20 protein-coding genes are annotated in these 24,362 nt (G+C 71.1%); 8 read left to right on the top strand and 12 right to left on the bottom strand.

Going from position 1 to position 24,362, the window contains the following annotated elements:
* Positions 1–35: 35 nt before the first annotated feature.
* The 4 genes from ABTX60_RS04910 to ABTX60_RS04895 all read right to left on the bottom strand — a co-directional run bounded on the left by ABTX60_RS04910 (position 36) and on the right by ABTX60_RS04895 (position 3,815).
* Positions 36–1,514, bottom strand: a complete 1,479-nt coding sequence (locus ABTX60_RS04910) for a GntP family permease (RefSeq protein ID WP_352095645.1) — start codon at positions 1,512–1,514, stop codon at positions 36–38.
* 101 nt (positions 1,515–1,615) lie between these two features.
* The gene (locus tag ABTX60_RS04905; RefSeq protein ID WP_352095644.1) at positions 1,616–2,026 is read right to left on the bottom strand and encodes a RidA family protein; all 411 of its coding nucleotides are present in this window, start codon (positions 2,024–2,026) and stop codon (positions 1,616–1,618) included.
* Entirely contained in the window at positions 2,023–2,784 is a 762-nt protein-coding gene (locus ABTX60_RS04900; protein WP_104777651.1) for an IclR family transcriptional regulator, read from the bottom strand. The genes ABTX60_RS04905 and ABTX60_RS04900 overlap by 4 nt, the downstream gene beginning before the upstream one ends.
* Entirely contained in the window at positions 2,781–3,815 is a 1,035-nt protein-coding gene (locus ABTX60_RS04895; RefSeq protein WP_352095643.1) for a sugar kinase, read from the bottom strand. The genes ABTX60_RS04900 and ABTX60_RS04895 overlap by 4 nt, the downstream gene beginning before the upstream one ends.
* 134 nt (positions 3,816–3,949) lie before the next feature.
* Between ABTX60_RS04895 and ABTX60_RS04890 the strand changes: the two genes are divergently transcribed.
* Both ABTX60_RS04890 and ABTX60_RS04885 read left to right on the top strand, forming a co-directional pair.
* Entirely contained in the window at positions 3,950–5,233 is a 1,284-nt protein-coding gene (locus tag ABTX60_RS04890; protein WP_352095642.1) for an amino acid deaminase, read from the top strand.
* A 13-nt stretch (positions 5,234–5,246) separates the two neighbouring features.
* A complete protein-coding gene (locus ABTX60_RS04885) occupies positions 5,247–6,860 on the top strand; it encodes an N-acyl-D-amino-acid deacylase family protein (RefSeq protein ID WP_352095641.1) in 1,614 nt (537 codons plus the stop codon).
* A 25-nt stretch (positions 6,861–6,885) separates the two neighbouring features.
* On the opposite strand, the gene ABTX60_RS04880 is transcribed toward ABTX60_RS04885, so the two are convergent.
* Both ABTX60_RS04880 and ABTX60_RS04875 read right to left on the bottom strand, forming a co-directional pair.
* Positions 6,886–7,812 carry a S1 family peptidase gene (locus ABTX60_RS04880; RefSeq protein ID WP_352095640.1) on the bottom strand — a complete coding sequence of 309 codons (927 nt, stop codon included), beginning with the start codon at positions 7,810–7,812 and terminating at the stop codon, positions 6,886–6,888.
* Positions 7,813–7,974: 162 nt separating this feature from the next.
* Complete coding sequence (locus ABTX60_RS04875) at positions 7,975–8,967, bottom strand: hypothetical protein (protein ID WP_352095639.1); 993 nt, start codon at positions 8,965–8,967, stop codon at positions 7,975–7,977.
* 126 nt (positions 8,968–9,093) lie between these two features.
* On the opposite strand from ABTX60_RS04875, the gene ABTX60_RS04870 reads away from it, so the two are divergent.
* The 4 genes from ABTX60_RS04870 to ABTX60_RS04855 all read left to right on the top strand — a co-directional run bounded on the left by ABTX60_RS04870 (position 9,094) and on the right by ABTX60_RS04855 (position 11,592).
* On the top strand, positions 9,094–10,305 hold the full coding sequence (locus tag ABTX60_RS04870) for a pyridoxal phosphate-dependent aminotransferase (RefSeq protein ID WP_352095638.1): 1,212 nt from the start codon (positions 9,094–9,096) through the stop codon (positions 10,303–10,305).
* 127 nt (positions 10,306–10,432) lie between these two features.
* Entirely contained in the window at positions 10,433–10,852 is a 420-nt protein-coding gene (locus ABTX60_RS04865) for an SCO4983 family protein (protein WP_352095637.1), read from the top strand.
* 132 nt (positions 10,853–10,984) lie between these two features.
* Entirely contained in the window at positions 10,985–11,155 is a 171-nt protein-coding gene (locus ABTX60_RS04860) for a hypothetical protein (protein WP_352095636.1), read from the top strand.
* Positions 11,155–11,592: an ATP-binding protein gene (locus ABTX60_RS04855; RefSeq protein WP_352095635.1), complete on the top strand. Its 438-nt coding sequence runs from the start codon at positions 11,155–11,157 to the stop codon at positions 11,590–11,592. Before ABTX60_RS04860 ends, ABTX60_RS04855 begins: the two co-directional genes overlap by 1 nt.
* Positions 11,593–11,794: 202 nt before the next feature.
* On the opposite strand, the gene ABTX60_RS04850 is transcribed toward ABTX60_RS04855, so the two are convergent.
* Entirely contained in the window at positions 11,795–13,624 is a 1,830-nt protein-coding gene (locus tag ABTX60_RS04850) for a phosphoenolpyruvate carboxykinase (GTP) (RefSeq protein ID WP_352095634.1), read from the bottom strand.
* Positions 13,625–13,951: 327 nt separating this feature from the next.
* On the opposite strand from ABTX60_RS04850, the gene trhA reads away from it, so the two are divergent.
* Entirely contained in the window at positions 13,952–14,665 is a 714-nt protein-coding gene (gene trhA, locus ABTX60_RS04845; RefSeq protein WP_352095633.1) for a PAQR family membrane homeostasis protein TrhA, read from the top strand.
* Positions 14,666–14,786: 121 nt separating this feature from the next.
* Positions 14,787–15,518, top strand: coding sequence for a Mut7-C RNAse domain-containing protein (locus ABTX60_RS04840; protein WP_352095632.1), 732 nt, complete (start codon positions 14,787–14,789; stop codon positions 15,516–15,518).
* Positions 15,519–15,606: 88 nt separating this feature from the next.
* Here ABTX60_RS04840 and ABTX60_RS04835 read toward each other — a convergent pair whose 3' ends face one another.
* From ABTX60_RS04835 to ABTX60_RS04815, 5 genes are all read right to left on the bottom strand, one after another.
* Positions 15,607–18,009, bottom strand: coding sequence for a galactose oxidase family protein (locus ABTX60_RS04835; protein WP_352095631.1), 2,403 nt, complete (start codon positions 18,007–18,009; stop codon positions 15,607–15,609).
* Positions 18,006–19,199, bottom strand: a complete 1,194-nt coding sequence (locus ABTX60_RS04830; RefSeq protein WP_352095630.1) for a glycosyltransferase — start codon at positions 19,197–19,199, stop codon at positions 18,006–18,008. Before ABTX60_RS04830 ends, ABTX60_RS04835 begins: the two co-directional genes overlap by 4 nt.
* Complete coding sequence (locus ABTX60_RS04825) at positions 19,196–20,845, bottom strand: ArnT family glycosyltransferase (RefSeq protein ID WP_352095629.1); 1,650 nt, start codon at positions 20,843–20,845, stop codon at positions 19,196–19,198. Before ABTX60_RS04825 ends, ABTX60_RS04830 begins: the two co-directional genes overlap by 4 nt.
* Entirely contained in the window at positions 20,842–22,125 is a 1,284-nt protein-coding gene (locus ABTX60_RS04820; protein WP_352095628.1) for a glycosyltransferase, read from the bottom strand. The genes ABTX60_RS04825 and ABTX60_RS04820 overlap by 4 nt, the downstream gene beginning before the upstream one ends.
* Before the next feature lie 146 nt (positions 22,126–22,271).
* On the bottom strand, positions 22,272–24,305 hold the full coding sequence (locus ABTX60_RS04815; protein ID WP_352095627.1) for a thioredoxin domain-containing protein: 2,034 nt from the start codon (positions 24,303–24,305) through the stop codon (positions 22,272–22,274).
* Positions 24,306–24,362: the final 57 nt, after the last annotated feature.

The raw sequence follows: 24,362 nt of genomic DNA, 5'->3' as shown, positions 1-24,362 counted from the left end.
GGCACACAGTCGACCCCGACTTCGTTATCAGACGCCTACACGAACAGACTCAAGCCCGCCGCGACCGCGAACCCGGCCACGGACAGCACACTCTCCAGCACGGTCCAGGTCCTGAGGGTGTCCCGCTCGCTGATGCCGAAGTACTTGGCGACCATCCAGAAGCCCCCGTCGTTCACGTGCGAGGCGAAGATGGATCCGGCCGAGATGGCCATGATGACCAGGGCGACGAAGGCCTGGGAGTGGTTCCCCTCGGAGAGGAGCGGGGCCACGATGCCCGCGGTCGTCACGATCGCCACCGTCGCCGAGCCCTGGGCCACACGCAGGACGACGGAGATCAGGTAGGAGAGGACGAGCACCGGCAGGCCCACGTCGTGGAACGTGTCCGAGAGGGCCTGGGCGACACCGCTGGCCTTGAGGACCGCGCCGAAGACGCCGCCCGCGCCGACCACGAGCAGGATGTTGCCGACCGGCTTGAGGGACGCGGTGGACACCGTCTCCAGGGACTTGCGGGACCAGCCGCGGCGGATGCCGAGCAGGTAGTACGCGAGGAACAGGGCGATGGTGAGGGCCACGAAGGGGTTTCCGAAGAACTCGATCACCGATCGCGCGGTGGACGGGTCCAGGGCGATCGAGGAGAACGTCGCGGCGAGGATGAGGACCAGGGGCGTGCCGATGATGCCGAGTACGGTGCCCAGGGAGACCGGCTGTTCGCTGGGCGCGACTCCGGCGGCCCGCTGCTCGTCCACGACGGCCTGCTTGGCCTCCTCCGCCGCCTCGACCATGTCCTGCGGCACGGCGACGAAGATGCGGCGGCCGACCCACGCCGAGTAGGCCCACGCGGCCGCCACGGCCGGCAGACCGCAGACGATGCCCATGAGGATGACCCAGCCGAGGTCCACGTGCAGGAGGCCGGCCGCTGCGACCGGGCCGGGGTGCGGGGGAAGGAAGGCGTGGGTGACCGACAGGCCCGCGAGCAGGGGCAGGCAGTACAGCAGGATCGACTTGCCCGACCGCTTGGCGGCGGCGTAGACGATCGGGGCCAGGACGAAGATGCCGACGTCGAAGAAGACCGGGATGCCGAAGATCAGGCCCGTGAGGCCCATGGCGAGCGGGGCGCGCTTCTCGCCGAACAGGCCGAGCAGACGCCTCGCCAGCACCTCGGCGCCGCCGCTGACTTCGAGGATCGCGCCGAGCATGGTGCCCAGGCCGATGATGATGGCGACATGGCCGAGGATGCCGCCCATGCCGGACTCGATGGTGGAGACGGCGTCCGACTTCTGGACCGTGCCGAAGAGTTCGGTGACCGAGAGACCGGCGGCGAGGCCGACGGCTATGGAGACCGCGAGCAGCGCGACGAACGGCTGGAGTCTCGTCCTGATGATGAGGAAGAGCAGCAGCACGATGCCGAGCGCTGCGGTGAGCAGGAGTCCGGCGGTGCCGTCCACGAGGAGGAGCAGGCCTCCGGTGTGGGGTGGGGTCCCGGCAGGGGCGGACGCGGCGAGCGAAGGGGACATTCGGGGGTCCTCTGCGTAAATGCATGCGGCTTCTGGGTAGGGGGGACCGCGGCGCGGCGCATCGAAGGCGCCGCGCCTCGAAGAAGGCGGGGTGGGGTGGGTCAGCCGAGGACGGCCAGGGCGTCGATCTCGATGAGGAGACCCGCGGGGAGGCCGACGTAGACCGTCGTGCGCGCGGCGGGCGGCTGGGTCAGCCCCTGCTCCTCGAAGTACGCGTTGTAGATCTCGTTCATCTCGGCGAAGTGGTCCACGTCCGTCAGGTAGACGCGGATCATCATCACGTCGTCCCAGGAGGCGCCGCCCTCCTCCAGGATCGCCTTGACGTTGGCCAGGGTCTGGAGGGTCTGCTCGCGCAGGCCCGGCCCGGCGGGCGTGGGCGCCTTGCCCTCCTCGGCGGGCAGGAAGCCGACCTGGCCGGCGACCTGGAGGATGTTGCCCTTCCTCACACCGTGGGAGAACTTCGCCGGCGGGGTGGTGTGGGTCTTCGGGGTGAGTGCGATCTTGTCCGTCATACGGTGCCCTTCACTGGTGTCCTGCCGGAGTACTCGCCGCTGATGGCGTCCGCCGTACGGCGCACCAGCGGCAGGAGGGTGAGGAGTTCGTCGGCGGTGACCACGACGTTCGGCGCGGAGACCGACATCGCGGCGACGACCCGGCCGTCGGCGCCGCGGACGGGCGCCGCGACGCAGTTGATGGACTCCTCGTGGCCGCCGAGGTCGGTGGCCCAGCCCTGTTCACGCACCTTCTCCAGCTCGCGCAGGAACGCGGCCGCGTCGGGGGTCGAACGGGACGTGTAGGTGGGGTAGTCGAGCTTCTCCGCGATCGCCCGCCGCTCGTGCTCCGGCAGGTCGGCGAGGAGCAGTTTCGCGACCGCGGCGACGGTGATGGCGACGGGCTTGCCGATGCGGGAGTACATCCGCACGGGGTAGCGGCTGTCGACCTTGTCGATGTAGAGCACCTCGTGCTCCTCGTACACCGCGAGGTGCACGGTGTGCCCGCAGCTCTCGTTGAGGCGGACCAGGTGGGGGTGGGCGATCTCGCGCACGTCGAGGTTCTCCATCGCCTCCTGGGCGAGCGCGAAGAGCCGGGCGCCGAGGCGGTAGCGCTGGTCGGACTGGCGGTAGACGAGGCCGTGCTCGTGGAGGGTGCGCAGCAGGCGCAGGGCCGTGGACTTGTGCACGCCGAGGCGGTCGGCGACCCGCCCCAGGTCGGCGGGGCCCTCGGCGAGCAGCGGCAGGATGCTGAGCGCGCGGTCGACGGTCTGGCTCATGGCGTACGTACCTCCTCGTCGGCCCGCTGTGTCCCCTCGGTCCAGCCCGGGCCGAGTCGCAGTCTCCCCCATGCCGCGTCGTCCAGGGCGGCGAGCCGGTCGGCGTGCCCCCGCGCGGGCGGTGTCGCGAGGTCGCCGGGCACGGTGAGGGCGGCGGCGGCCATGAGGTGCCCGTGCCGCAGCCGGTCCCTTACGGGCAGTCCGCGCAGGGTGGCGGAGAGGAACCCGGCGGCGAAGGCGTCTCCCGCGCCGACGGCGGCGACGACGTCGACCCGGGGTGCGGGCACGAAGGTGACGTCCCGCCGGTCGAAGACGGTGGCTCCGGCGGCGCCCTGCTTGACGACCAGCACCTCGGGTTCGGGGAGGGTGGCGCGGACGGCTTCGGGGCTGCTCAGGCCCCAGGCCTCGTCCTGCCCGACGAACACCAGGTCGGCGCCACGGGCGAGGTCTCGCAGGACCGTGGGGGCGTCCCCGTCGCGCCACAGGCCGGGCCGGTGGTTGACGTCGAAGGAGACCAGGGGGCGGCCGGGGCGGCGGGCGGTCAGCTCGCGCATCAGGTCGAGGCAGGTTTTGGACAGGGCCGCGGTGATCCCGGAGAGGTGCAGCACACGGCCCGCGCGCACCGCCGCCGGGTGCACCGTGTCGGCGGACATCGCCGAGGCGGCCGACCCGGTCCGGTAGTAGGCCACCTCGTGGGCGTCGCCGGCCCGGTCCCCGGCGGTGCGGAAGTAGATGCCGGTGGGGCGGTCCGGGTCGCGCCGGACGTGCGCCACGTCGACCCCGTACCCGGCGATCGTCTCCACCAGGTGGTCGCCGAACGGGTCCGCCCCCACGCTGCTGACCCACCGCACGGAGTGCCCCGCCGCCGCCAGCCCGCAGGCCACGTTCGACTCCGCCCCGCCGATCCCCCGCACGAAGGACGGCACGTCGGCGAGGCGTCCCGGCCCGGACGGCAGGAACGTGACCATGGACTCGCCGAGCGCGACGACGTCCACGACGCCGGGGGCGTCGCAAGGTCCGGTGGGGGTCACGATGGTCGTAGCTCCTCGGCGGCTCGGGTGGGTGGCGGTTTCATTGACCGGCGGTGGCCGAGATGTTAGACAGCGTTCAGCGCCCTATGCAATGAAGGTTGCAAGTACTGCAACACCGCAGATCAGGAGGCTCCATGCCAGCCGACACCGCAGCCGAGTCCCTCGCCCGGCTCGCCGCCGAGCGCGTCGACCACCGCTTCAAGGGCCTCCCGCCGGACGCCGACGGGCTGACCGTCGCCGAGCTGGCCGGCCAGCGCCGCAACCTCTTCACCGGCGGCTTCGCCACGCCCGTGCTCGCGCTGTCCGCCGAGCGCCTGGAGCACAACCTGAAGCTCATGGAGACGTACGCGGCCCGGCACGGCCTGGCCTTCGCGCCGCACGGCAAGACCTCCATGGCACCGCAGCTCTTCCAGCGGCAGATCGAGCACGGGGCGTGGGGCATCACGCTGGCCGTGCCGCACCAGGTGCGGGTGGCGCGGGCGTTCGGGACCCGGCGCGTGTTCCTGGCGAACGAACTGGTCGACACGGCGGCCCTGCGCTGGATCGCGGCCGAGCTCGACGCCGACCCGGACTTCGAACTGGTCTGCTACGTCGACTCCGTGCGGGGCGTCGAGCTGATGGACGCCGCGCTGCGGGACGCCGGCGCCACGCGCCCCGTGGACGTCGTCGTCGAGCTCGCCGCGGGCGAGGGCGCCCGGACCGGTATCCGCACGGAGGCCGAGTGCGCGGCGGTCGCGGACGCGGTGGCGGGCACCCGGACCCTGCGGCTCGTCGGTGTGGCGGGCTACGAGGGCGAGGTGCCGAAGGCCGACACCGAGCGGGTGACGGCCTGGCTGCGCCGGCTGGTGGCGCTGGCCGCCGACTTCGACACGGCGGGCCGTTTCGCGGGCCTGGAGGAGATCGTGGTCAGCGCGGGCGGCAGCGCCTGGTTCGACGCGGTGGCCGAGGTCTTCGCGGAGATCCCCGAACTGTCCCGGCCCGTGCTGAAGTTGCTGCGCTCGGGCGCCTACGTCTCGCACGACGACGGCCACTACCGCAAGCTGACCCCGTTCAACCGGGTCCCCGAGGAGGGCGCCCTGGAGCCGGCGTTCCGCCTGTGGACGCAGGTGGTCTCGCGCCCCTCCGCCGAGCAGGCCTTCGTCAACGCGGGCAAGCGGGACGCGGCCTACGACCTCGATCTGCCCTTCGCCCAGGTGATCCGCCGGGACGGCGCCGAGCGCCCGGCCACCGGCGTGTCCGTGACCGGCCTGTCCGACCAGCACGCCTGGCTCGCCACCACGCCGGAGGCGGACCTGGAGGTCGGCGACTGGGTCGGGCTCGGGCTGTCCCACCCGTGCACCTCGTTCGACAAGTGGCAGCTGATCCCCGTCACGGAGGCGGACGGCACGGTCGTCGACTACGTCCGCACGTTCTTCTAGGAGGCAGGCAGCGATGGAAGAGCTCGTCATCCGGGACGCCGACGTCGTCGACGGCTCCGGCTCGGACGCCTACCGGGCCGATGTCGTGGTCGACGGCGGCCGGATCGTCTCCATCGTCAAGGAGGCCGCCGCGGCCGGCTGCCAGCGGCCCACGGCCCGCCGGGAGCTGGACGCCGAGGGGCTCGTCCTCTCCCCCGGGTTCGTGGACATGCACGCCCACAGCGACCTGGCGCTGCTGCGCGACCCCGACCACAGCGCCAAGGCCGCGCAGGGCGTGACCCTGGAGGTCATCGGCCAGGACGGGCTGTCGTACGCGCCGGTCGACGACCGCACCCTCGGCGAGGTGCGCCGGGCGATCGCCGGGTGGAACGGCCCGGGGGACGACGTCGACTTCGACTGGCGCACGGTCGGCGAGTACCTGGACCGGCTGGACCGCGGGATCGCCGTGAACGCGGCCTACCTGATCCCGCAGGGCACGGTCCGGGCGCTCGCCGTCGGCTGGGAGGACCGCGAGGCGACCCCGGACGAGCTGGACCGGATGCGCCGGCTGGTGGCGGAGGGCATGGAACAGGGCGCCGTCGGCATGTCCTCGGGGCTGACGTACACCCCGGGCATGTACGCGCCCGACGCCGAACTGACCGAACTGTGCCGGGTGGTGGCCTCCTACGGCGGCTACTACTGCCCGCACCACCGCTCCTACGGCGCCGGGGCCCTCCGGGCGTACGAGGAGATGGTCGCGCTGACCCGCGAGGCGGGCTGCTCCCTCCATCTCGCCCACGCCACCATGAACTTCGGCGTGAACAAGGGCCGGGCGCCCGAGCTGCTGACCCTGCTGGACGAGGCGCTCGCGGCCGGGTCCGACATCAGCCTCGACACCTACCCGTACACCCCGGGCTGTACGACGCTGGCGGCCGTGCTGCCGAGCTGGGCGAGCGAGGGCGGCCCCGAGCAGACCCTGAAGCGGCTGGCGGACGAGGAGACGGCGGAGCGCATCCGCCACCATCTGGAGGTCACCGGCTCGGACGGCTGCCACGGCGTGCCCGTCGAGTGGGACACCCTCGAGGTCTCGGGCGTGAACGACCCGGCCCTGGCCGATTTCGTCGGCCGGACGGTGCAGGAGTCGGCGGACCGGCGGGGCGAGACGCCCTGGGCGACCGCGCGCGCACTGCTGCTGGCCGACCGGCTGGCCCCGACGATCCTCCAGCACGTCGGCCACGAGGAGAACGTCCGGGCGATCATGCGCCACCGGGTGCACACCGGCGGCTCGGACGGCATCCTCCAGGGCGCGAAGCCCCACCCGCGCGCCTACGGCACGTTCCCTCACTATCTGGGGCACTACGTCAGGGAGTTGGGGGTGCTGTCGCTGGAGGAGTGCGTCGCGCACCTCACGTCCCGCCCGGCCGCGCGGCTCCGGCTGCCCGACCGGGGGCTGGTCCGCGAGGGCTACAAGGCCGACCTGGTGCTGTTCGACCCGGCGACGGTCGCGGCGGGCTCCACGTTCGAGCAGCCGCGCACGCTCCCGGCGGGCATCCCCCATGTCCTGGTCGACGGCCGGTTCGTGATCGAGGACGGCCGGCGCACGGACGTGCTGGCGGGCCGGGCGGTCCGCAGGACTCCTCCCGCGTGACCGCCCGGCCGGCACCCTGCCTGCCTTACGGCTTGGGCAGGGTGCAGCCGCTCGCGCTCAGGTCGAGCTTGTTGTCGATCCCGAAGCAGGCCGGGATCCCGTAGGTCTCCTGGGCGTAGTTGATGCCCTTGCGGACGGTCACGTTGCCGTTCGCGTCGACCTCGCACGGGTTGTTCACCGTGCAGCGCTCACCGTCCTCGTTGCCGGTGTTGTTGATGGCGACGACCTTGTTGGTGGCCTGGTCGACGACGGGCGAACCGGACGTGCCGCCGATGGTGTTGCAGGCGGAGGTGTAGCGGACCGAGTCCTTCCAGGTCCAGTCGCCCTCCTTCAGGGTGGGGACGAACCCGTCGATGTTGCAGCTGTAGATGCGCTTCCAGTAACCGGAGGGGATGCCGATGGCGCTGCCGGCGACGGGGTGGCTGTCGTTCAGCGTCAGCGCGTTGATGTTGTACGAGCTCTTGATCTGCGCGTACGTGGTGGTGAGCTGGTACAGCGCGACGTCCGTGTCGGTCATCGTGCCGTAGGCGAGCTTGGCGGCGCGCAGGGTGGCGACGCGCGAGCCGGAGGCGTTCAGCAGGGTGAAGCTGCGGCTGGATGCCTTGTCGACGAGGACCTGGCCGGGGCCGGGGAACCCGGACTCCAGACAGTGGCCGTTGGTCATCACGAGCGCCGGGTCGTCGGCCTCGGAGTCCGGCATGCGGACGACGGAGCCGGAGCAGTTGCTGAGCGCGACGGTGCCGGCGAAGTTCACGGCCTTGGTCTGCGGGCCGCGGAGGCCGGACAGCGTCTGCTCCACGGACGTGACCACGCCGGAGACGGCGGACGTGGCCGAGCCCGTGTCCGCGACCTTGCCGACGCCCGTGGGGGCGGCCTCGGCAGCGGTCGCGGGGGCCGCGCCGGCCCCGGCTATCGCCAGGGCGCAGAACGCGGCGGCGAGAGGTTTTCTCATGGGGGGTCCCCTCTTGCGACGGAGGCGGCCGGAAATGTTCCGGCCGCCTGCACGATTGTCATGTGCATTGTGATCGCGCAAAGGGGGATGGCACAAGAACCTGTTCCACAACCGGAATCCAGGCGTCCTGAACGACCCTACTCAACCGCCCTCACGGGCAGGTCACTTGGGGTCCTTGGTGCCGCCGGGACCATGTCCGGGTTTCCCGCCGGACCTGCCGGGGGCCGAGGTCGTGGCGGCGGGACTGGAAGCGGAGTCCGCCGGGGGAGCGGTCGTAAAGGTGCCTGCCGGGGGTCTCGCGCCTCCCGTGGCGGACGCGGACGGGGTCCGGCTCACCGTGAGGGACGGACTCGGGGACCCGGCGCCGGTAGGCCCGCCGGAGTCCCCCGGCCGGCCCGCGAGCGGGGCCTCGGGGCTCGCCGCCGGACCGGTGTCCGCGGGTGACGCCGTCGACGACTCCCCCGCCGTCGGATCGGTGCGGCCGTCCTCGCCGCCCCGCTTCCCGCCGGAGGACCCACCGGAGGACCCACCGGAGAAGGAGAACGCGGCGATGAGCACGGCCGCCGACACGGCACCCACGGCACTGGCGACGACCGCCACGCGACGCGACCGCCACGCGGGCGGCTTGTGCCGGCCCCGGTGCCCGGCCCGGGACCGGCCACCCGGCTCCGGCACCACCGGCAGTTCACGCGTCTCACCGATGTCGTCAGCGCCCTCGGGGTGCGGGTGGGCGAGGGCGTCGCCGGAGTAAGCGGGGCCACTGCGGGCATCGTCCGCAGCACCGCCGGGGTAGGCGTGGCCGCCGGTGTCGCCGGAGTACGCCGGCCCGCCGCGCGCATCCGCCGCACCGCCGCGGTAGTACGCGTGGGCCCCGGCGTCACCGGGATACACCGGCCCGCCGTGGGCGTCGTACGCACCGGCGCCGGCAAGGGCGCCCGTCCCGCTCCCGCCGGTCGTGCCGCCGCCCGGATGCGGCGCGCCCCCGGCGGCCGCCGGGCCCGTCGCGCCGTACACGTCCTGCCATCCGTGCGCCGCCGCCGGATCCGCGTAGGCGTCGTACGCCGGAGGCGCGGCCCCCTGCGGCAGGTAGACGTTCGGCGGGCCCTGCGGCTCACCGCCCGTCGCTCCGTCGGCGTAATCGAATGGCTTGGACATGGCGGGGCATTCTAGGGACCGAAGGGGCTGGTGGGACAGCGTGCGCCGATATCGCCCCAAATCCCCGCGTCTCACGTGGCGGAAAACACGGCCCGGGAGGCATTACCGGGCCGTAAGCTCCCAGACATGCAGGTGATCCAGTCGACCAAGCTCGCCAACGTCTGTTACGAGATCCGGGGCCCGGTGCTCGAGGAGGCGATGCGACTGGAAGCTGCCGGTCATCGGATCCTCAAGCTGAACACCGGCAATCCGGCCGCGTTCGGCTTCGAGTGCCCGCCGGAGATCCTGGAGGACATCCTCCGCAACGTGTCCACCGCGCACGGCTACGGCGACGCCAAGGGCCTGCTGGCCGCACGCCGGGCCGTCGTCATGCACAACCAGACCCTCGGCATCGAGACCGACGTCGAGCACGTCTTCATCGGCAACGGCGTCTCCGAGCTGATCGTGATGGCGATGCAGGGCCTGCTGGACGACGGCGACGAGGTCCTCGTGCCCGCGCCCGACTACCCGCTGTGGACCGCCGCCGTCTCGCTGTCCGGCGGCACCGCCGTGCACTACCGCTGCGACGAGCAGGCCGACTGGATGCCGGACCTCGCCGACATCGAGCGCAAGGTCACCGACCGCACCAAGGCGCTCGTGGTCATCAACCCCAACAACCCGACGGGGGCCGTCTACGACGAGGCGATGATCAAGGGCCTGACCGACATCGCCCGCCGGCACAACCTTCTGGTCTGCTCCGACGAGATCTACGACAAGATCCTCTACGACGGCGCCACGCACACCCCGACCGCCTCCGTCGCCCCGGACCTGCTCACCCTCACCTTCAACGGCATGTCGAAGGCCTACCGGGTCGCCGGCTACCGGGTCGGCTGGATGTCGATCTCCGGGCCGCGCGCCCACGCCGACTCCTACATCGAGGGCCTGACGATCCTGGCGAACATGCGCCTGTGCGCGAACATGCCGGGGCAGCACGGAGTCGTGGCGGCGCTCAGCGGGCGCCAGACGATCAACGACCTGGTGCTGCCCGGCGGCCGGCTGCGCGAGCAACGGGACACGGCGTACGAGCTGCTGACCCAGATCCCGGGTGTGACCTGCGTGAAGCCCAAGGGCGCGCTGTACCTCTTCCCGCGCCTGGACCCCAAGGTCTTCAAGATCAAGGACGACCGCCGCATGGTGCTGGACCTGCTCCGGCGCGAGAAGATCATGGTCGTCCAGGGCACCGGCTTCAACTGGCCTGAGCCGGACCACTTCCGTGTGGTGACCCTGCCGACGGTCGGGGACCTGACCGACGCGGTGGGGCGGATCGGCCACTTCCTGGACGGCTACAGCCAGCCCTGACCACGCCCGGCCGACACGGACTGCCCGCTCACCCTATGTGCGCGGGCAGTCCGGTTTTGTGAACGGCTCAACTTTAGACGAAATCTAAGCTAGGATGGTTTCCTGTAAGAGCTCAGGAGGCCTTCCCATGTACGAACCGATCCGCACCAAGTCGGTCCACAGCACGGTGGACGGCCCCAACCCGGACTTCCCCCACCGTTCCCGCGAGGAAGAGCTGGACATCCAGCTCGCGGGCCATCTCGCCGCCCTGCTCGCCGTCACGGACGAGCTGCGCGCGACGCAGGCCTCGGCCGACCTGGACACGGCGGCGGAGCGGCTCGCGGAGCAGGTGAGCCGGCTGCGCGGCGGACGCACCCCGGTGCGCGCGCCGATCAGCGGCCGTCGCGGGACCGGCGCCGCCGCCCTGCACCGGCGGGCACTCGCCCTGGCGGGCCGCACGCTGGTCGTCGCGGCCTCCCGCGCCGACACGGCGGTCGCGATCCTGGCCGCCGAGCGGATGGACGCCCACACGGCGGCCTTGGAGCCCCGCGAACTCGCGTCCCACTGAGCCCATCGGGCTCCGTGCCCCTTCGAGGGGCTCTTCGAGCCCGGGCCCCCTTGAGCCTCCCCGGCTCCCCAGTGCGGCCCCGGTCCGCGCGCACCCGCAGCGACGCGCGGACCGGGCGCCACAAGCCCCTATGTGCAGGAGTTGCGAGCCGCGCTCGCCGCACACGGCATCACCCTGCCGTCCCTCGGAGTGGATCTCCCGGCTCTCGCCTCCCGGCCCGCGCGGCCGCTGATCACACTCGGCGCCTGCAATCTCCTCACCGCGCAGGCCCTGGCCACCGCTCTCCGCCAGGGTGCCGCGTGATGCGGCCGGTGATGACCCTGGAGTTGCTCGCGACCCCCGCCGAGGTGTCCAGCGTGCGGCGGGCTCTGCGCTCGTACGGCATCGACGTGCAGCTCTGCGCGAGCGAGCTCGTCACGAACGTCATCCGGCACGTCGGGGAGGGCGTCCCCGTGACGGTACGGGTGTGGCGGGAGGAGGGCGGACGCGTGCGGCTCGGGGTCACCGATCCCGACCCCCGGGCCTTGCCCGTCCTGATCGGAGCAGTCGGCCCCGAGGACGAGTCGGGCCGCGGGCTGGCGCTGCTCGACGCGCCGGCCCTGCGGTGGGGTGTGGAGCAGGAGGCCGGTCGCAAGACGGTGTGGTGCGAGTTGCTCGTCCGTGTTCCGAAAACGCCCGAGCGCCCCGGCCTGCACCAAGTGTCGGCCGGAGCGCTCGGTCATTCATCGGCACGTTCGTGAGCCCGCCTGGGGGCCGCGCCGAAGCGGGCGGGAGTGGGCCCCTCGCCGCCGGGTTCCGTCGGGGCGGACGGAGAGCGGCGACGGGCCCGGAACCCCGCACGCCGTTGTGCGGGCCCCGCCTGTCGGTCCCGCGGCCGGCCGTGACGATGTTGCTGGTCAGGGCACTGTCGGTTCCAGCCGGCCGCGGAGTTCGGGGTGGGGATCAGCCCAGGCGCTCCACCAGCGCGCGGTACTGGTCCCACAGCTCCTTGGGCGTGTGGTCGCCGAAGGTGTTGAGGTGCTCGGGGACCAGGGCGGCCTCCTCGCGCCAGACCTCCTTGTCGACCGTGAGCAGGAACTCCAGGTCGGACTCGGCCAGCTCCAGGCCGTCGGTGTCGAGGGCCTCCTTGGTCGGCAGGACGCCGATGGGGGTCTCGACGCCCTCGGCCTTGCCCTCCAGGCGCTCCACGATCCACTTCAGGACGCGGGAGTTCTCACCGAAGCCGGGCCAGACGAACTTGCCCTCGTCGTCCTTGCGGAACCAGTTGACGTAGTAGATCTTCGGCAGCTTGGACTGGTCCTTGTCCTTGGCCACGTCGACCCAGTGGGCCATGTAGTCGCCCATGTTGTAGCCGCAGAACGGCAGCATCGCGAACGGGTCGCGGCGCAGCTCGCCGACCTTGCCCTCGGCGGCGGCGGTCTTCTCGGAGGCCACGTTGGCGCCGAGGAAGACGCCGTGGTTCCAGTCGAAGGACTCCGTCACCAGCGGTACGGCGGTGGCGCGGCGGCCGCCGAAGAGGATCGCCGAGATCGGCACGCCCTTGGGGTCCTCCCACTCGGGCGCGATGATCGGGCACTGCGAGGCCGGGACGGTGAACCGGGCGTTGGGGTGGGCGGCCGGGACGCCGGACTCCGGCGTCCAGTCGTTGCCCTTCCAGTCGGTGAGGTGGGCCGGGGTCTCCTCCGTCATGCCCTCCCACCAGATGTCGTTGTCGTCGGTGAGGGCGACGTTGGTGAAGACGGAGTTGCCCCAGAGCGTCTTCATCGCGTTGGCGTTGGTGTGCTCGCCGGTGCCGGGCGCGACACCGAAGAAGCCGGCCTCGGGGTTGATCGCGTAGAGGCGGCCGTCCTCGCCGAAGCGCATCCAGGCGATGTCGTCACCGATGGTCTCGACCGTCCAGCCGGGAATCGTCGGCTCCAGCATGGCGAGGTTGGTCTTGCCGCAGGCGCTCGGGAAGGCGGCGGCGACGTACTTGGCCTCGCCGCGCGGCGGGGTCAGCTTCAGCACGAGCATGTGCTCGGCGAGCCAGCCCTCGTCACGCGCCATGACGGAGGCGATGCGCAGGGCGTAGCACTTCTTGCCGAGCAGGGCGTTACCGCCGTAGCCCGAGCCGTAGGACCAGATCTCGCGGTCCTCGGGGAAGTGCGAGATGTACTTGGTCTGGTTGCAGGGCCAGGGGACGTCCGCCTGGCCGGGCTCCAGCGGGGCGCCGAGGGTGTGGACGGCCTTGACGAAGAAACCGTCGGAGCCGAGCTCGTCGAGGACGGCCTGGCCCATACGGGTCATGGTGCGCATGGAGACGGCGACGTACGCCGAGTCGGTGATCTCCACGCCGAGTGCGGACAGCGGCGAGCCGAGCGGGCCCATGCAGAAGGGCACGACGTACATGGTCCGGCCGCGCATGGAGCCGCGGAACAGACCGCCCTGGCCGCCGGCGCCCTGGAAGATCTCCCGCATCTCGGCGGGGGCCTTCCAGTGGTTGGTCGGGCCCGCGTCCGCCTCCTTCTCGGAGCAGATGAACGTCCGGTCCTCGACGCGCGCGACGTCGGTGGGGTCGGAGGCGGCGTAGTAGGAGTGGGGGCGCTTGATCGGGTCGAGTTTGCGGAAGGTGCCCTTCTCGACGAGCTCCCCGCACAGGCGCTCGTACTCGGCCTCGGATCCGTCACACCAGACCACGTTGTCCGGCTGCGTCAGTTCGGCGATCTCGTTGACCCACGAGATCAGTCCCTGATGGGTGGTGGGGACGGTGGGAGCCGCGATGTCGCGCGCCACGATTGCTCCTAAATGAGGGATTTTTTGTGATGTGGAGGCCCCGTGGGGGCTGCGACCCGGATGCTTCAGGGTTGAACTTGGCGCTCATCCGGTGCCGACCGCACTCATTTGATCATCCGACGTGCGCGCCCATCTGTCCAGAGGAGCGCACAGGTGAGCAACGTGAGGCTCGCCACGGTTTCCGGCGCGGCTTTACGTGCACGTTGCGTTCATCAGAAGGTTCGTTTGCGTAACCATCGCCGGGTCACGGTGAGAGGATGGCCACTCTTCGCCTTGCAATCCGCAGCGCTGATACGTCACTTACGGTTCCGTAGCTACCATTCGCCCATGACTGCGTTCGTCCCCGACGCGCCCACGGACTCGGCGGCCGACGGCCACGGTCCGAAGGCGCTCTCCCTGCCGCACCCGGTGAAGCCGAAGCTGCGCGGCTGGCTGCACCTCGGCATGTTCCCGGCCGTTCTGGTCGCGGGCCTGGTGCTGACCGCCCTCGCCGACTCCTCCAGAGGACGCATCGCCTGCGGCATCTTCGCCCTCACGGCATGCCTGCTGTTCGGCGTGAGCGCGCTGTACCACCGGGGCAACTGGAGCCCGCGCATGGACGGCGTCCTGCGCCGGCTGGACCACGCCAACATCTTCCTGATCATCGCGGGCACGTACACGCCGCTGACCATGCTGCTCCTGCCCGGCGCCAAGGGACAGTGGCTGCTGTGGGGCATCTGGGGCGCGGCCGTGGCCGGCATCCTCTTCCGCGTCTTCTGGGTCGGCGCCCCGCGCTGGCTCTACACGCCCTGCTACATCGCGATGGGCTGGGCGGCCGTCTTCTACCTGCCGGACTTCATGCGGACCGGCGGCATCGCCGTCCTGGTCCTGGTCATCGTCGGCGGCCTGCTCTACAGCGCGGGCGGCGTGGTCTACGGGATCAAGCGGCCCAACCCGTCACCGCGCTGGTTCGGCTTCCACGAGGTGTTCCACTCCCTCACCCTGGCGGCCTTCATCTCGCACTACGTGGGCATCTCACTGGTGGCCTACCAGCACGGATAGCGCCCTCCCACCCCTTCGGGCCACGGCTCCCGGCCGTGGCCTCTCGCATGCCCGGATCACTCCGATGGCCGAGCACGAGAAATCCTGAGGCCGGCGCGGTGCGCCATGGCATCCTGACCGGGTGAACGGTCCCGAGATCCACGTCGAGTTCGCCCCCGAGTTGCACGTGTTCGTGCCCCGGGCCCGTCAGTCGGCCGGCGTGCGGGCCACCACGGACGGCGTCTCCAGCCTCGGCCATGTGGTCGAGTCACTGGGCGTGCCGCTGACCGAGGTCGGCGTGCTGCTCGTGGACGGCCGCGAGGTGCCCTTCGCGCACGTCCCGTCGGCCGGCGAGTCCGTGACGGTCCGGGCCGTCGCCCGTCCGCAGCACGTCCCGGGCGCTCCCCTGCGCTTCCTCCTCGACGTGCACCTCGGCACGCTGGCCCGCCGGCTGCGCCTGCTCGGTGTGGACACGGCCTACGAGTCGACCGACATCGGCGACCCGGCCCTCGCGGCGCGTTCGGCGGCCGAGCAGCGGGTGATGCTGAGCCGCGACCGGGGGCTGCTGCGGCGGCGCGAGCTGTGGGCGGGGGCGTTCGTGTACAGCACGCGGCCCGAGGAGCAGCTGCGTGACGTGCTGGAACGGTTCCGGCCCGAGTTGCTGCCGTGGACGCGGTGCACGGCCTGCAACGGGATGCTCCGCACGGTGAGCAAGGACGAGGTCGCCGATCAGCTGAAGCACGGTACGCATGCGACGTACGACGTGTTCGCGCGGTGCGGTGCGTGTGGGCGGGCCTATTGGAAGGGTGCGCATCACGAGCAGTTGGAGGCCATCGTGGAGCGGGCGCTTGCGCTCCGCGCGGAGCGCCGTTGATTCTTCAGCGCCGCGGGGAGCTGCGGGACCGTCGTGGCTGGTCGCGCAGTTCCCCGCGCCCCTGAGGGCGCGCCCCTTGGGGGCGCCCTCAACGCCTGGCCAGGTCCCCCTTGCCGCAGGCGATTCCGTCCCTGTTCCTGTCCAGGCTCAGGGGGTCATCCTTGCCGTTGATCTTCAGGCGGCCGTAGTCGTTCGTCTTGAGCCACTCGCAGCGGGCCGCCGTCGTCCTCTTCACCTCCGCCGGGAAGTCCGTCGGCACGCAGACGTTGATCGAGCCGTAGTGGCGGTCGCAACCGGAGATCGTCGGGCTGACCTTCTGCGACGTCCGCTTCTTGCCGGGCTTGACCACCTTGCCCGTGGGCTCCTCCGCGAAGTCGTGGACATGGGCGGAGGCGTCCGTCGCCTTGAGCGCCTGCGGGCCTTGGAGGTGCACCCACTTCGCCACCGAGGGCACGCCGTTCGCATCGACCGCGAAGAGCATGTACCAGCCGGGCGGGGCCAGGTTGGGGTTGCTCGTCACGTTCAGGTCGACGTTGTTGCCGTCGACGGAGAGCGGCAGGTCCACGAACCGCTGGTTCGGGTCCGAGGAGTGCGTGACGGCGGCCGGGCGGATCAGCTCGGCCTTGGCGATGGGCCGGTCGACGGTGATCCGCTGGGTGTCGCCGTAGTTCCACTCGGTGTCGATGACGGAAGTGATCGCCGGGCGCGGGCCCTTGAACAGGTAGGGCGGGCTGTACACCGACACGTCGTGGTTCCAGGTGCCGTTGCCCGGATTGTCGCCGGTCGTCATGATCCGGCCGTCCGGGAGCAGGAACGCCGAGGAGTGGTAGCCGCGCGCCTCGGGGTCGACGGCGACCGGGTCGAAGGTCTCCGACGCGGGGTCGAAGATCGACGTCTCGTAGACGGGGTCGGCGCGGTTGTGCAGCGCGCCGCCCGTCTCCAGCACCTTGCCGTCGGGCATCAGCACCGCGGAGACGTACATCTTGCCCTGGTTCCCGGTCTGCGGGACCGGGCCGTTGCCGAGGTCGACCGTGCCCTGCGGGATCGGCGGCCCGGCCACGTAGGCGGGGCTCGGCTGCTTGAGGTCGATGATGTCGGTCAGGCGGTTCGCGTCCGGGTTGGAGTCGATGTTGCCGCCGCCGAGGGTGAGGACCTTCTGGTCCTGCGCCGGGGGCAGCAGCACGCTGGCCGACTGGTCGCGCTCGTCCTTGTCGCGCAGGCCCGGGACCTGGGTGGTGGTGTTGGCGCCGTAGTCGTAGATCGCCGACCCCGTGCCCGGGATGTTGTTGCCGAAGACGTGGCTGCCCGAGTAGAAGAGGCGGCCGTCCTGCATGAGGATCATCGACGGGTACAGGCCCCAGTAGGACCAGGTCTGGTTGACCTTCCACAGCGGCTGCCACCGCTGCTCGGCCTCGGAGAACAGCTCGGCGGTGACCGAGCCGGTGGAGTCCTCGCGCAGCCCGCCGAAGGAGATGACGTCACCGTTGCCGAGGATCGTCGCCGACGGGTACCAGTGGCCGTCGTTCATGTCGTTGGTCTTGGAGTAGGTCTCGGTCTTCGGGTCGAAGACGTACGAGTCCTTGAAGCCCTCGTAGCCGTGCCCGCCCGGCACCGGATACGCCTTGTTGCCGCTCATCACCAGCACGCGGCCGTCCTGGAGCTGCACATGGCCGGCGCAGAACATGTCCTTCGGCGTGGGGATGACCTTGTAGGTGCCCTTCTGCGGGTCGTACACCGCCGAGGTGAAGGTGCCGGCCTCGAACATCGACTCGTCGTTGCCGGAGCCCGCGATCAGCAGGACCTTGCCGTTGTTCAGGACGACCGAGTGCATGGAGCGGACGGGGTTCCGCGTGGGCAGCACGTCCCACTTGCCGTTCGCGCAACTCTCGGCCGTGCCGGTGCACGCGGGCGGCAGGACCGGGTCGGGCACCTGGTCCATCGTGTAGTCGTCGGTGGTGGCGGAGCCGGTGCCGTAGACGGAGACGCCCCACGTGATGCGGTCGGTGCCGGCCGGGACCTCGGGGGTGCGGACGGTGGCCTCGGTCCAGTTCCCCGCCATGTCCAGCGTCTTGAGGTCGGTCCAGTACTGCCAGCCGGCCGTCGTGTCGTGCCGGAACAGGGTGATCGCCGCGTCCGGGGTCGTCGTCTTGTACCAGAGGCCGAGGTCGTACTGCTTGCCCGGCGTCACCACCGGTGCGCACGCGGCGGACTCGGTGATCAGCGCCTTGCGGTCGCCGTCGACCCGGCGGGTCAGCTCGACCTTCATGGCCTGGGAGCCGGTGTGGGCGTCGGCCGTGGTGGTGAAGGTGAAGTCGTTGTCGCCCCAGCCGGACTTCTCCCAGCAGTAGGGCATGCCGTCGGTGCCGGCCGTCTCGAAGCCGGGGTTCTTGATGAGGTTGGCGGCGGAGGCGGACTGGGGTGCGGTCAGGAGCAGGCCCGAGGTGAGGGCCGCCACGGACAGGAGTGCGGTCGTTCTGCGACGAAGGTTCACGTGGTTCTCCTCGCGGTGCGGCTCCCGCGCGCGGGCGTCTCACGGCCCCGGCGCGGCAGGTAGACCAGCGCTTCGGTCCCGGCGAAGCGCAGGACGAACGTCGTCACCAGCGCGAGCGCGGTGGCCGACAGCACGCCCAGGTCGAGCTGGTGCACGAACAGGGCGATCAGCGGGATGCGCAGCACCAGGTCGGCGTTGGCGAGCAGCGCGAACCGCCCCGCCCGGTCCCACCAGCGCCGGTGCCGGCGCCGCTCGCGGAACAGCAGGTGCTCGATGAGCAGGAAGTTCCAGGCGACGCCGAGCTGGTTGGCGAGGATCTCCGCCGGTACGTAGTGCATGCCGAGCGCGGTCAGCGCCCACAGGCCGACCAGGTTCGGCAGGAAGCCGGTCAGCCCGATCAGGCCGAACCCGACCATGCGCGCGACCGAGGAGGCGGTGCGCAGTCCGGCCAGGTGGCGCAGGAAGCGGAAGCCCTCCTGGGCGGTCGACTTGGACTCCCCGGCGAACCGGTCCTGGAAGACGAAGGGCACCTCGGTGACCGTGCGCGGGCGGCTGCGGACGGCGAGTTCGAGGAGGATCTTGTAACCGAGCGGCTGGAGGACCTCGGCCGTGACCGCGCTGCGGCGGATCGCGAAGAAGCCGCTCATCGGGTCGCTGATGCCGTGCAGCCGGCGCGGGAACAGCGCCTTGGTCAGCCAGGTCGCCCCGCGCGAGACGAAGACGCGGTAGCTGCCCGCGAGTCCGGCCCGGCTGCCGCCCTTGACGTACCGGGAGGCCACGACGAGCCCGGCGCCCGCCCGCTCGCCGGTGGCGACCAGGTCGGGCACGAGGGACGGCGGGTGCTGGCAGTCGCCGTCCATGACGACGATCCAGTCCGAGGTGGCCGCCTTCATGCCTTCGACGACCGCGCCGCCGAGGCCGCCCACCGGCTCCTCGCGGTGCAGCACGGTGACGGGGAACGGGCAGTCCTGCGCGGCCTTCTCGATGACCTCGGGCGTGTCGTCGGTGGAGTCGTCCACGAAGACGACCTCACAGGGCAGCCGGGCCGGGACGGCCTCGGTGATCTGGTGCAGCAACTGCCGTACGTTCGCGGACTCGTTGAACGTCGGTACGACGATGGTGACGGCGCCCGGCTCGGGGATCTCGGCGGTCTCGACGACCTCGCCGGGGACGGTGGACTCCTGGCTCATCGCGCGCCTCCGGCGGACGTCTGGATCTGGCGGATCTCGATGCGGTCCTCGCCGGTGCCGAAGGTGGCGACCGGCTCGGAGTGCTCCATGGCGGCCTTGACGTTGGGCAGGTCGGCCGCGTCCCGCCGTACGGTCGGCGAGGCGACGACGTAGTCGAGGTCCTTCCAGCCGCGCGGCATCGTCTTCGTCACCGCGGGGTCGAGGTCGGCCTTGTAGAACCAGATGGCGCCCAGGCCCGGCCGGTAGCCCTGGTGCACCAGGTCCAGCCAGAGCGCGTCGTCCACCAGCACCCGGGTGCGCTCCGGGTCCTCGACCTCCGTGGCCAGCCACTTGGACGCGGCCTGGTAGGGGGCGTTGGCGTCGGTGGTGACGGCCGTGCGGGCGCCCTCGTACCAGTGCGGGACGACGTAGGCGCCGGCGGCCAGGGCGAGGACGCCGGCGAGCGCGTACCGGCCCGCGCTGACGTACCGTTTCTCCGCCTCGGAGCGCCAGCGGCTCAGCACGGCGTGGGCGACGGAGGCGGTGCCTCCGGCGAGGACCAGCGCGAGGAACGGCAGGGCCTGGATGACGTACATCGCGGGCAGGTAGCCGTTCGGGCGCAGGGCCAGCGCGGCGAAGATCGCCACGGCCAGGGCCGGCCCGGCCAGGGCGCGGGCGGTGACCGACCATCGCCAGGTGACGAGCAGGAGCAACGCGCCCGCTAGGCCGCCGAGCGGCAGGATCCTGTCGTAGTACAGCCAGGACTGGAGCACGCCCCAGGAACCGGATCCCTGGTCGAGGATGAAGCCCGAACCCGGTCTGGTCATCTGGTACTTGACGCCGTCCCAGAGGGACACGTGCCCCGCCCCCGGCAGCAACTCGCCCTTGAGCAGGGCGAACAGCGGGTACGAGAAGCCGATCAGGGCGCACGCCGTGACGGCTCCGGTGAGGGCGAATTTGCGGGTGTCCTTGTGGCTGTGGCGCCACATGGTGAGGAACAGCGCGGGCAGGACGACGAGCATCGTCTCCTTCGTGAGCACGGCCGTCGCGGCCGCGATGCCCGCACCGAAGTGGTGCCAGAGGTGACGGCTCGGGGAGGCGGCCAGGGTGAAGGCCAGCAGCGTCCACATCACCGCGAGGTTGTCGAGGAAGATCTCCCGCTGGAGGACGACCGACAGCGGCGAGAGCCCGAAGAACACCATGCCGAGCGCGGCCGCCCAGCGGGGCAGCGCGAGGCGCCGGCCCAGCACGTAGACCAGGACCGCGCTGATGCCGCTGATCACCAGCATCGCGGCGCGCATGGTGCCCACCGTCATCGACTCGGGGCTGATCAGCGCGGGGATCCAGGTCAGGACGGCGATCTGGATCCAGCCGAGCGGCGGATGGTCGTACCAGTAGGTGTAGTGGGCGAGTCCGTCGCCCTGCTGGACCGACCAGGCCTGGGCGAGATAGGTGCCCTCGTCGTCGCTGAGGGCCGGGTAGTCGGCGATGTTCCAGCCCTGCACGACGAGGACCGCCACGAGGAGGACGCCGCACAGGATCAGGTCGGGCCGGGAGGAGCGCAGCCGGCGCGGCGGCTCCACGCGGCGGTGCGCACCGGTGCGGGGCGCGGGCCGGCGCTGCGCGGGGACCTTCGGGGTGGTCGCCGCGGGAAGGGTGGAGGTCACGCGGGAACGTCCTCTCGGGTCGCGTTCTGCCGGGTCACGGCGCTCTCGTCGAGGTGCGCGCCGACGTGGGTCGTCAACTCCCAGTCGTTGCGGCCGCGTTGCTCACGCCACACGGCCCGTACGGCCGCACCGGCGAGCAGGACCTGGTAGAAGGGGCCGCCCACGATCAGCTTCAGGTAGTGCGCGAAGCGGACGCGCAGCCCGTACTGCCTGCCGAAGTCGTGCAGTCCGACGATCTCGAAGACGAAGGTGACCAGGGCGGTGACGGCCGGCAGGAAGGTGATGAAGGCGATGCCGACGGGCACGTCCAGGAACAGGGCGATCGCCACGTTGAGCGGGATGATCAGGCCGGTGAAGGCCTGCATGAACGGGGTCATCAGGGTGTAGCGGGCGAGCAGCCGCTGCCCGAGGCTGGGCAGTTGCTTCCAGTCCTTCTTCCGGTACACCTGGAGGAACCCCTGGTTCCAGCGGGTGCGCTGCTTCAACAGGGACATCAGCGAGCCGGGGGTCTCCTCCCGGGTCACCATGTCGGAGTCGTAGGCGACGACCACCTTCTTGCCGACGCTGGACAGGCGCACGCCCAGGTCGCAGTCCTCGGCGAGGCAGTTCGGGTCCCAGCCGCCGGCCTCCCTGAGGACGTCCGTGCGGACGAAGACGGTGTTTCCGCCAAGCGGAATGAAACCTTTCTGCGCATGCAGATGGAGCCGCGAGCGGAACCAGAAGAAGTACTCCAGGCAGTTGCGCAGGCTGTACCAGCTGGAGTGGAAGTTGATCAGCTGCACCCCGCCCTGCACGACGTCCGCACCGGTGGTGAGGAAGGCGTGGTCGACGTGGGCGAGGAGCTCGGGGTGGACCTGGTCCTCCGCGTCGAAGACCCCGACGACGTCGCCGCGGCAGTGCGGCAGCGCCGTGTTCATGGCCTTCGGCTTGTTCTTCTTCTCGTGTGTGTCGACGACGACCCGGACCCGTGGGTCACGCGCGGCGGCCTGCTCGGCCACCGCGGTGGTCTCCGGGTCGTCGTGCCCGACGATCACGATGATCTCGAAGTCGGTGTGGCTCGACTCCAGCAGCCGCTGGATCGTGTGGTCCAGCACCGCCTGTTCGTGCCGGGCGGGCAGCAGCAGCGAGAAGGAGACGTGCTCGTCCCCGTCCGGGCTGCTGAACCGCGTGGAGGCGAGCACTTCCGGCGTACGCCAGGCGTGCATCTGCCACCACAGGGTGAAGGCCGCCATCCAGAACAGGGCAAGCGAAACAGCAGCGATGAAGACAGACGTCAGCAAGCAGATCCCCCCAGATCCCAGAACCCCCGGTCGTGACGGTGGGCCGGTACGGCCTCGTCCGCCACGTCACTGTGCAGAGATTAGGGGGGAACTGTGAAACCTGGGGGCTGTTCAGATAAAGACCATGTTTCCGTTGATACGTGACTTCAGCCACTCAAGACGGTACTGAGCCGGTCGGACTCGGTCGTCGGGGCGTCACAGGTGAAGTTACGGCAGACGTACGCGGCCGGTTCACCACCGACCAGCGGACGGTCCGCGAGCAGGGGAAACTCCTCGCTCCCCGCAACACCCACCGCGACCACCGCACCGGGCGCGGTGCCCAGAAGTGCCGTGCGGTGCAGGGTCCTCGTGCCCTCGTCGTCGAGGGCCGGACCCACGATCGCGACCTCGCGCGGCCCGTCCAGCACCGCCTCCGCCGCGGCCAGCCCCCAGCCGATGAAGCGCGGCACCCTCGGCCCCAGCGCCTTCACGACACCCAACGCCCTTTCGGCGGCGGTCCGGTGAGGCTCGGACCCCGTGTGCGCGGCGTAGCTCAGCAGGGCGTTCGCCGCCGCGGTCCAGCCTGACGGGGCCGCGTTGTCGGTCGGGTCCTGCGGGCGGCGGATCAGCCGCTCGGCGTCGGCCGCGGTGTCGTAGAGCGCACCCGACTCGGGGTCGGCGAAACGGACCAGGACGTGGTCGAGGAGGAACCCGGCGAACTCCAGCCAGACGCCCTCCCCGGTGACGGACGCCAGCGCGAGGAAGCCCTCCGCCACGTCCGCGTAGTCCTCCAGGACACCGGCGTTGGCGCCGGCATGGCCGTCCTTGCTGGTGCGGGTGAGCCGGGCCTGCTCGTCCAGGTGCAGCCGGACGAGGAGGTCGGCCGCGGCGACGGCGGCCTCGACCAGGTCGGGCCGGTCGAAGTAGGCGCCGGTCTCGGCGAGGGCGGCGATCGCGAGGCCGTTCCAGGCGGCGACGACCTTGTCGTCCCGGCCGGGCGCCGGCCGCCCGGACCGCGCCGCCAGAAGCCGCTCCCGGATGGAGGCGACCTTCTCCGCGTCGACGAGACCGTCCCGCACGGGCAGTTGGAGAACGGACGCGCCCTCCTCGAAGGTCCCCTCCTCGGTCACCCCGAAGTGCCGGGCCGCCGGCTCGGCGTCCTGCTCGCCGAGGACCTCCCGCAACTGCTCCGGCGTCCACACGTAGTACGCGCCCTCGACGTGCTTCCCCGTGCCGTCATCACTGTCGGCGTCCAGCGCGGAGGCGAACCCGCCCTCGGCCGTGCGCAGTTCACGCACCATGAAGTCGGCGGTCTCCAGGGCGACGCGCCGCGCGAGCTCCGAGCCGGTGGAGCGCCAGAGATGGGCGTACACCCGGCACAGCAGAGCGTTGTCGTACAGCATCTTCTCGAAGTGCGGCACGACCCAGTCCCGGTCGACGGAATAGCGGGCGAAGCCGCCCCCGAGCTGGTCGTACATCCCGCCCCGGGCCATGCGCTCGCAGGTGTCCTGCGCCATCTGCAGAGCGCCCTCGGCGCCGGTCCGCGCATGGTGCCTCAGCAGGAACTCCAGCACCATGGACGGCGGGAACTTCGGCGCCCCGCCGAAACCGCCGCGCTGCGGGTCGTACTCCCGGGTGAGCCCGAGCAGCGCCTGCGCGAGCTCCTCCTCGCCCGGGGTCTGCGCGTCGCCGTAGGAGATCTCCCGCCCGGCCAGATCCCGGACGATCTTCCCGGCGACCTCGTTCACCTCGTCCCGCCGTTCGTCCCACGCCTGGTGCACACCCTGGAGCACCTGCCGGAAGGAGGGCATGCCCTGGCGGGGAGCGGGCGGGAAGTACGTACCGAAGTAGAACGGCTCGGCGTCCGGGGTGAGGAAGACGGTCATGGGCCAGCCACCCTGCCCCGTCGCCGCCTGCACGGCCTCCATGTAGACGGCGTCGACGTCGGGACGCTCCTCGCGGTCGACCTTCACGCTCACGTAGTGCGCGTTGAGGTACTCGGCGGTCTCCTGGTCCTCGAAGGACTCGTGCGCCATGACGTGACACCAGTGACAGCTGCTGTATCCGACGCTGAGCAGCACGGGCACGTTCCGCTTCCGGGCCTCCTCGAAAGCCTCTTCCGACCAGGGCCACCAGTCGACGGGGTTGTCGGCGTGCTGGAGGAGGTACGGGGACGTTTCATGAGCCAGTCGGTTCGGCATGCTTCCATCCTGCCTCACGACGGCCACCCGGCCACGGAACGCGCCCCCCCTCGCACG

This window comes from Streptomyces sp. NPDC126510 (assembly GCF_040302345.1).
Lineage (GTDB): Bacteria > Actinomycetota > Actinomycetes > Streptomycetales > Streptomycetaceae > Streptomyces.
Note: the sequence above shows the minus strand (reverse complement) of the source record. Positions and strands in the feature narration are given on the sequence as shown.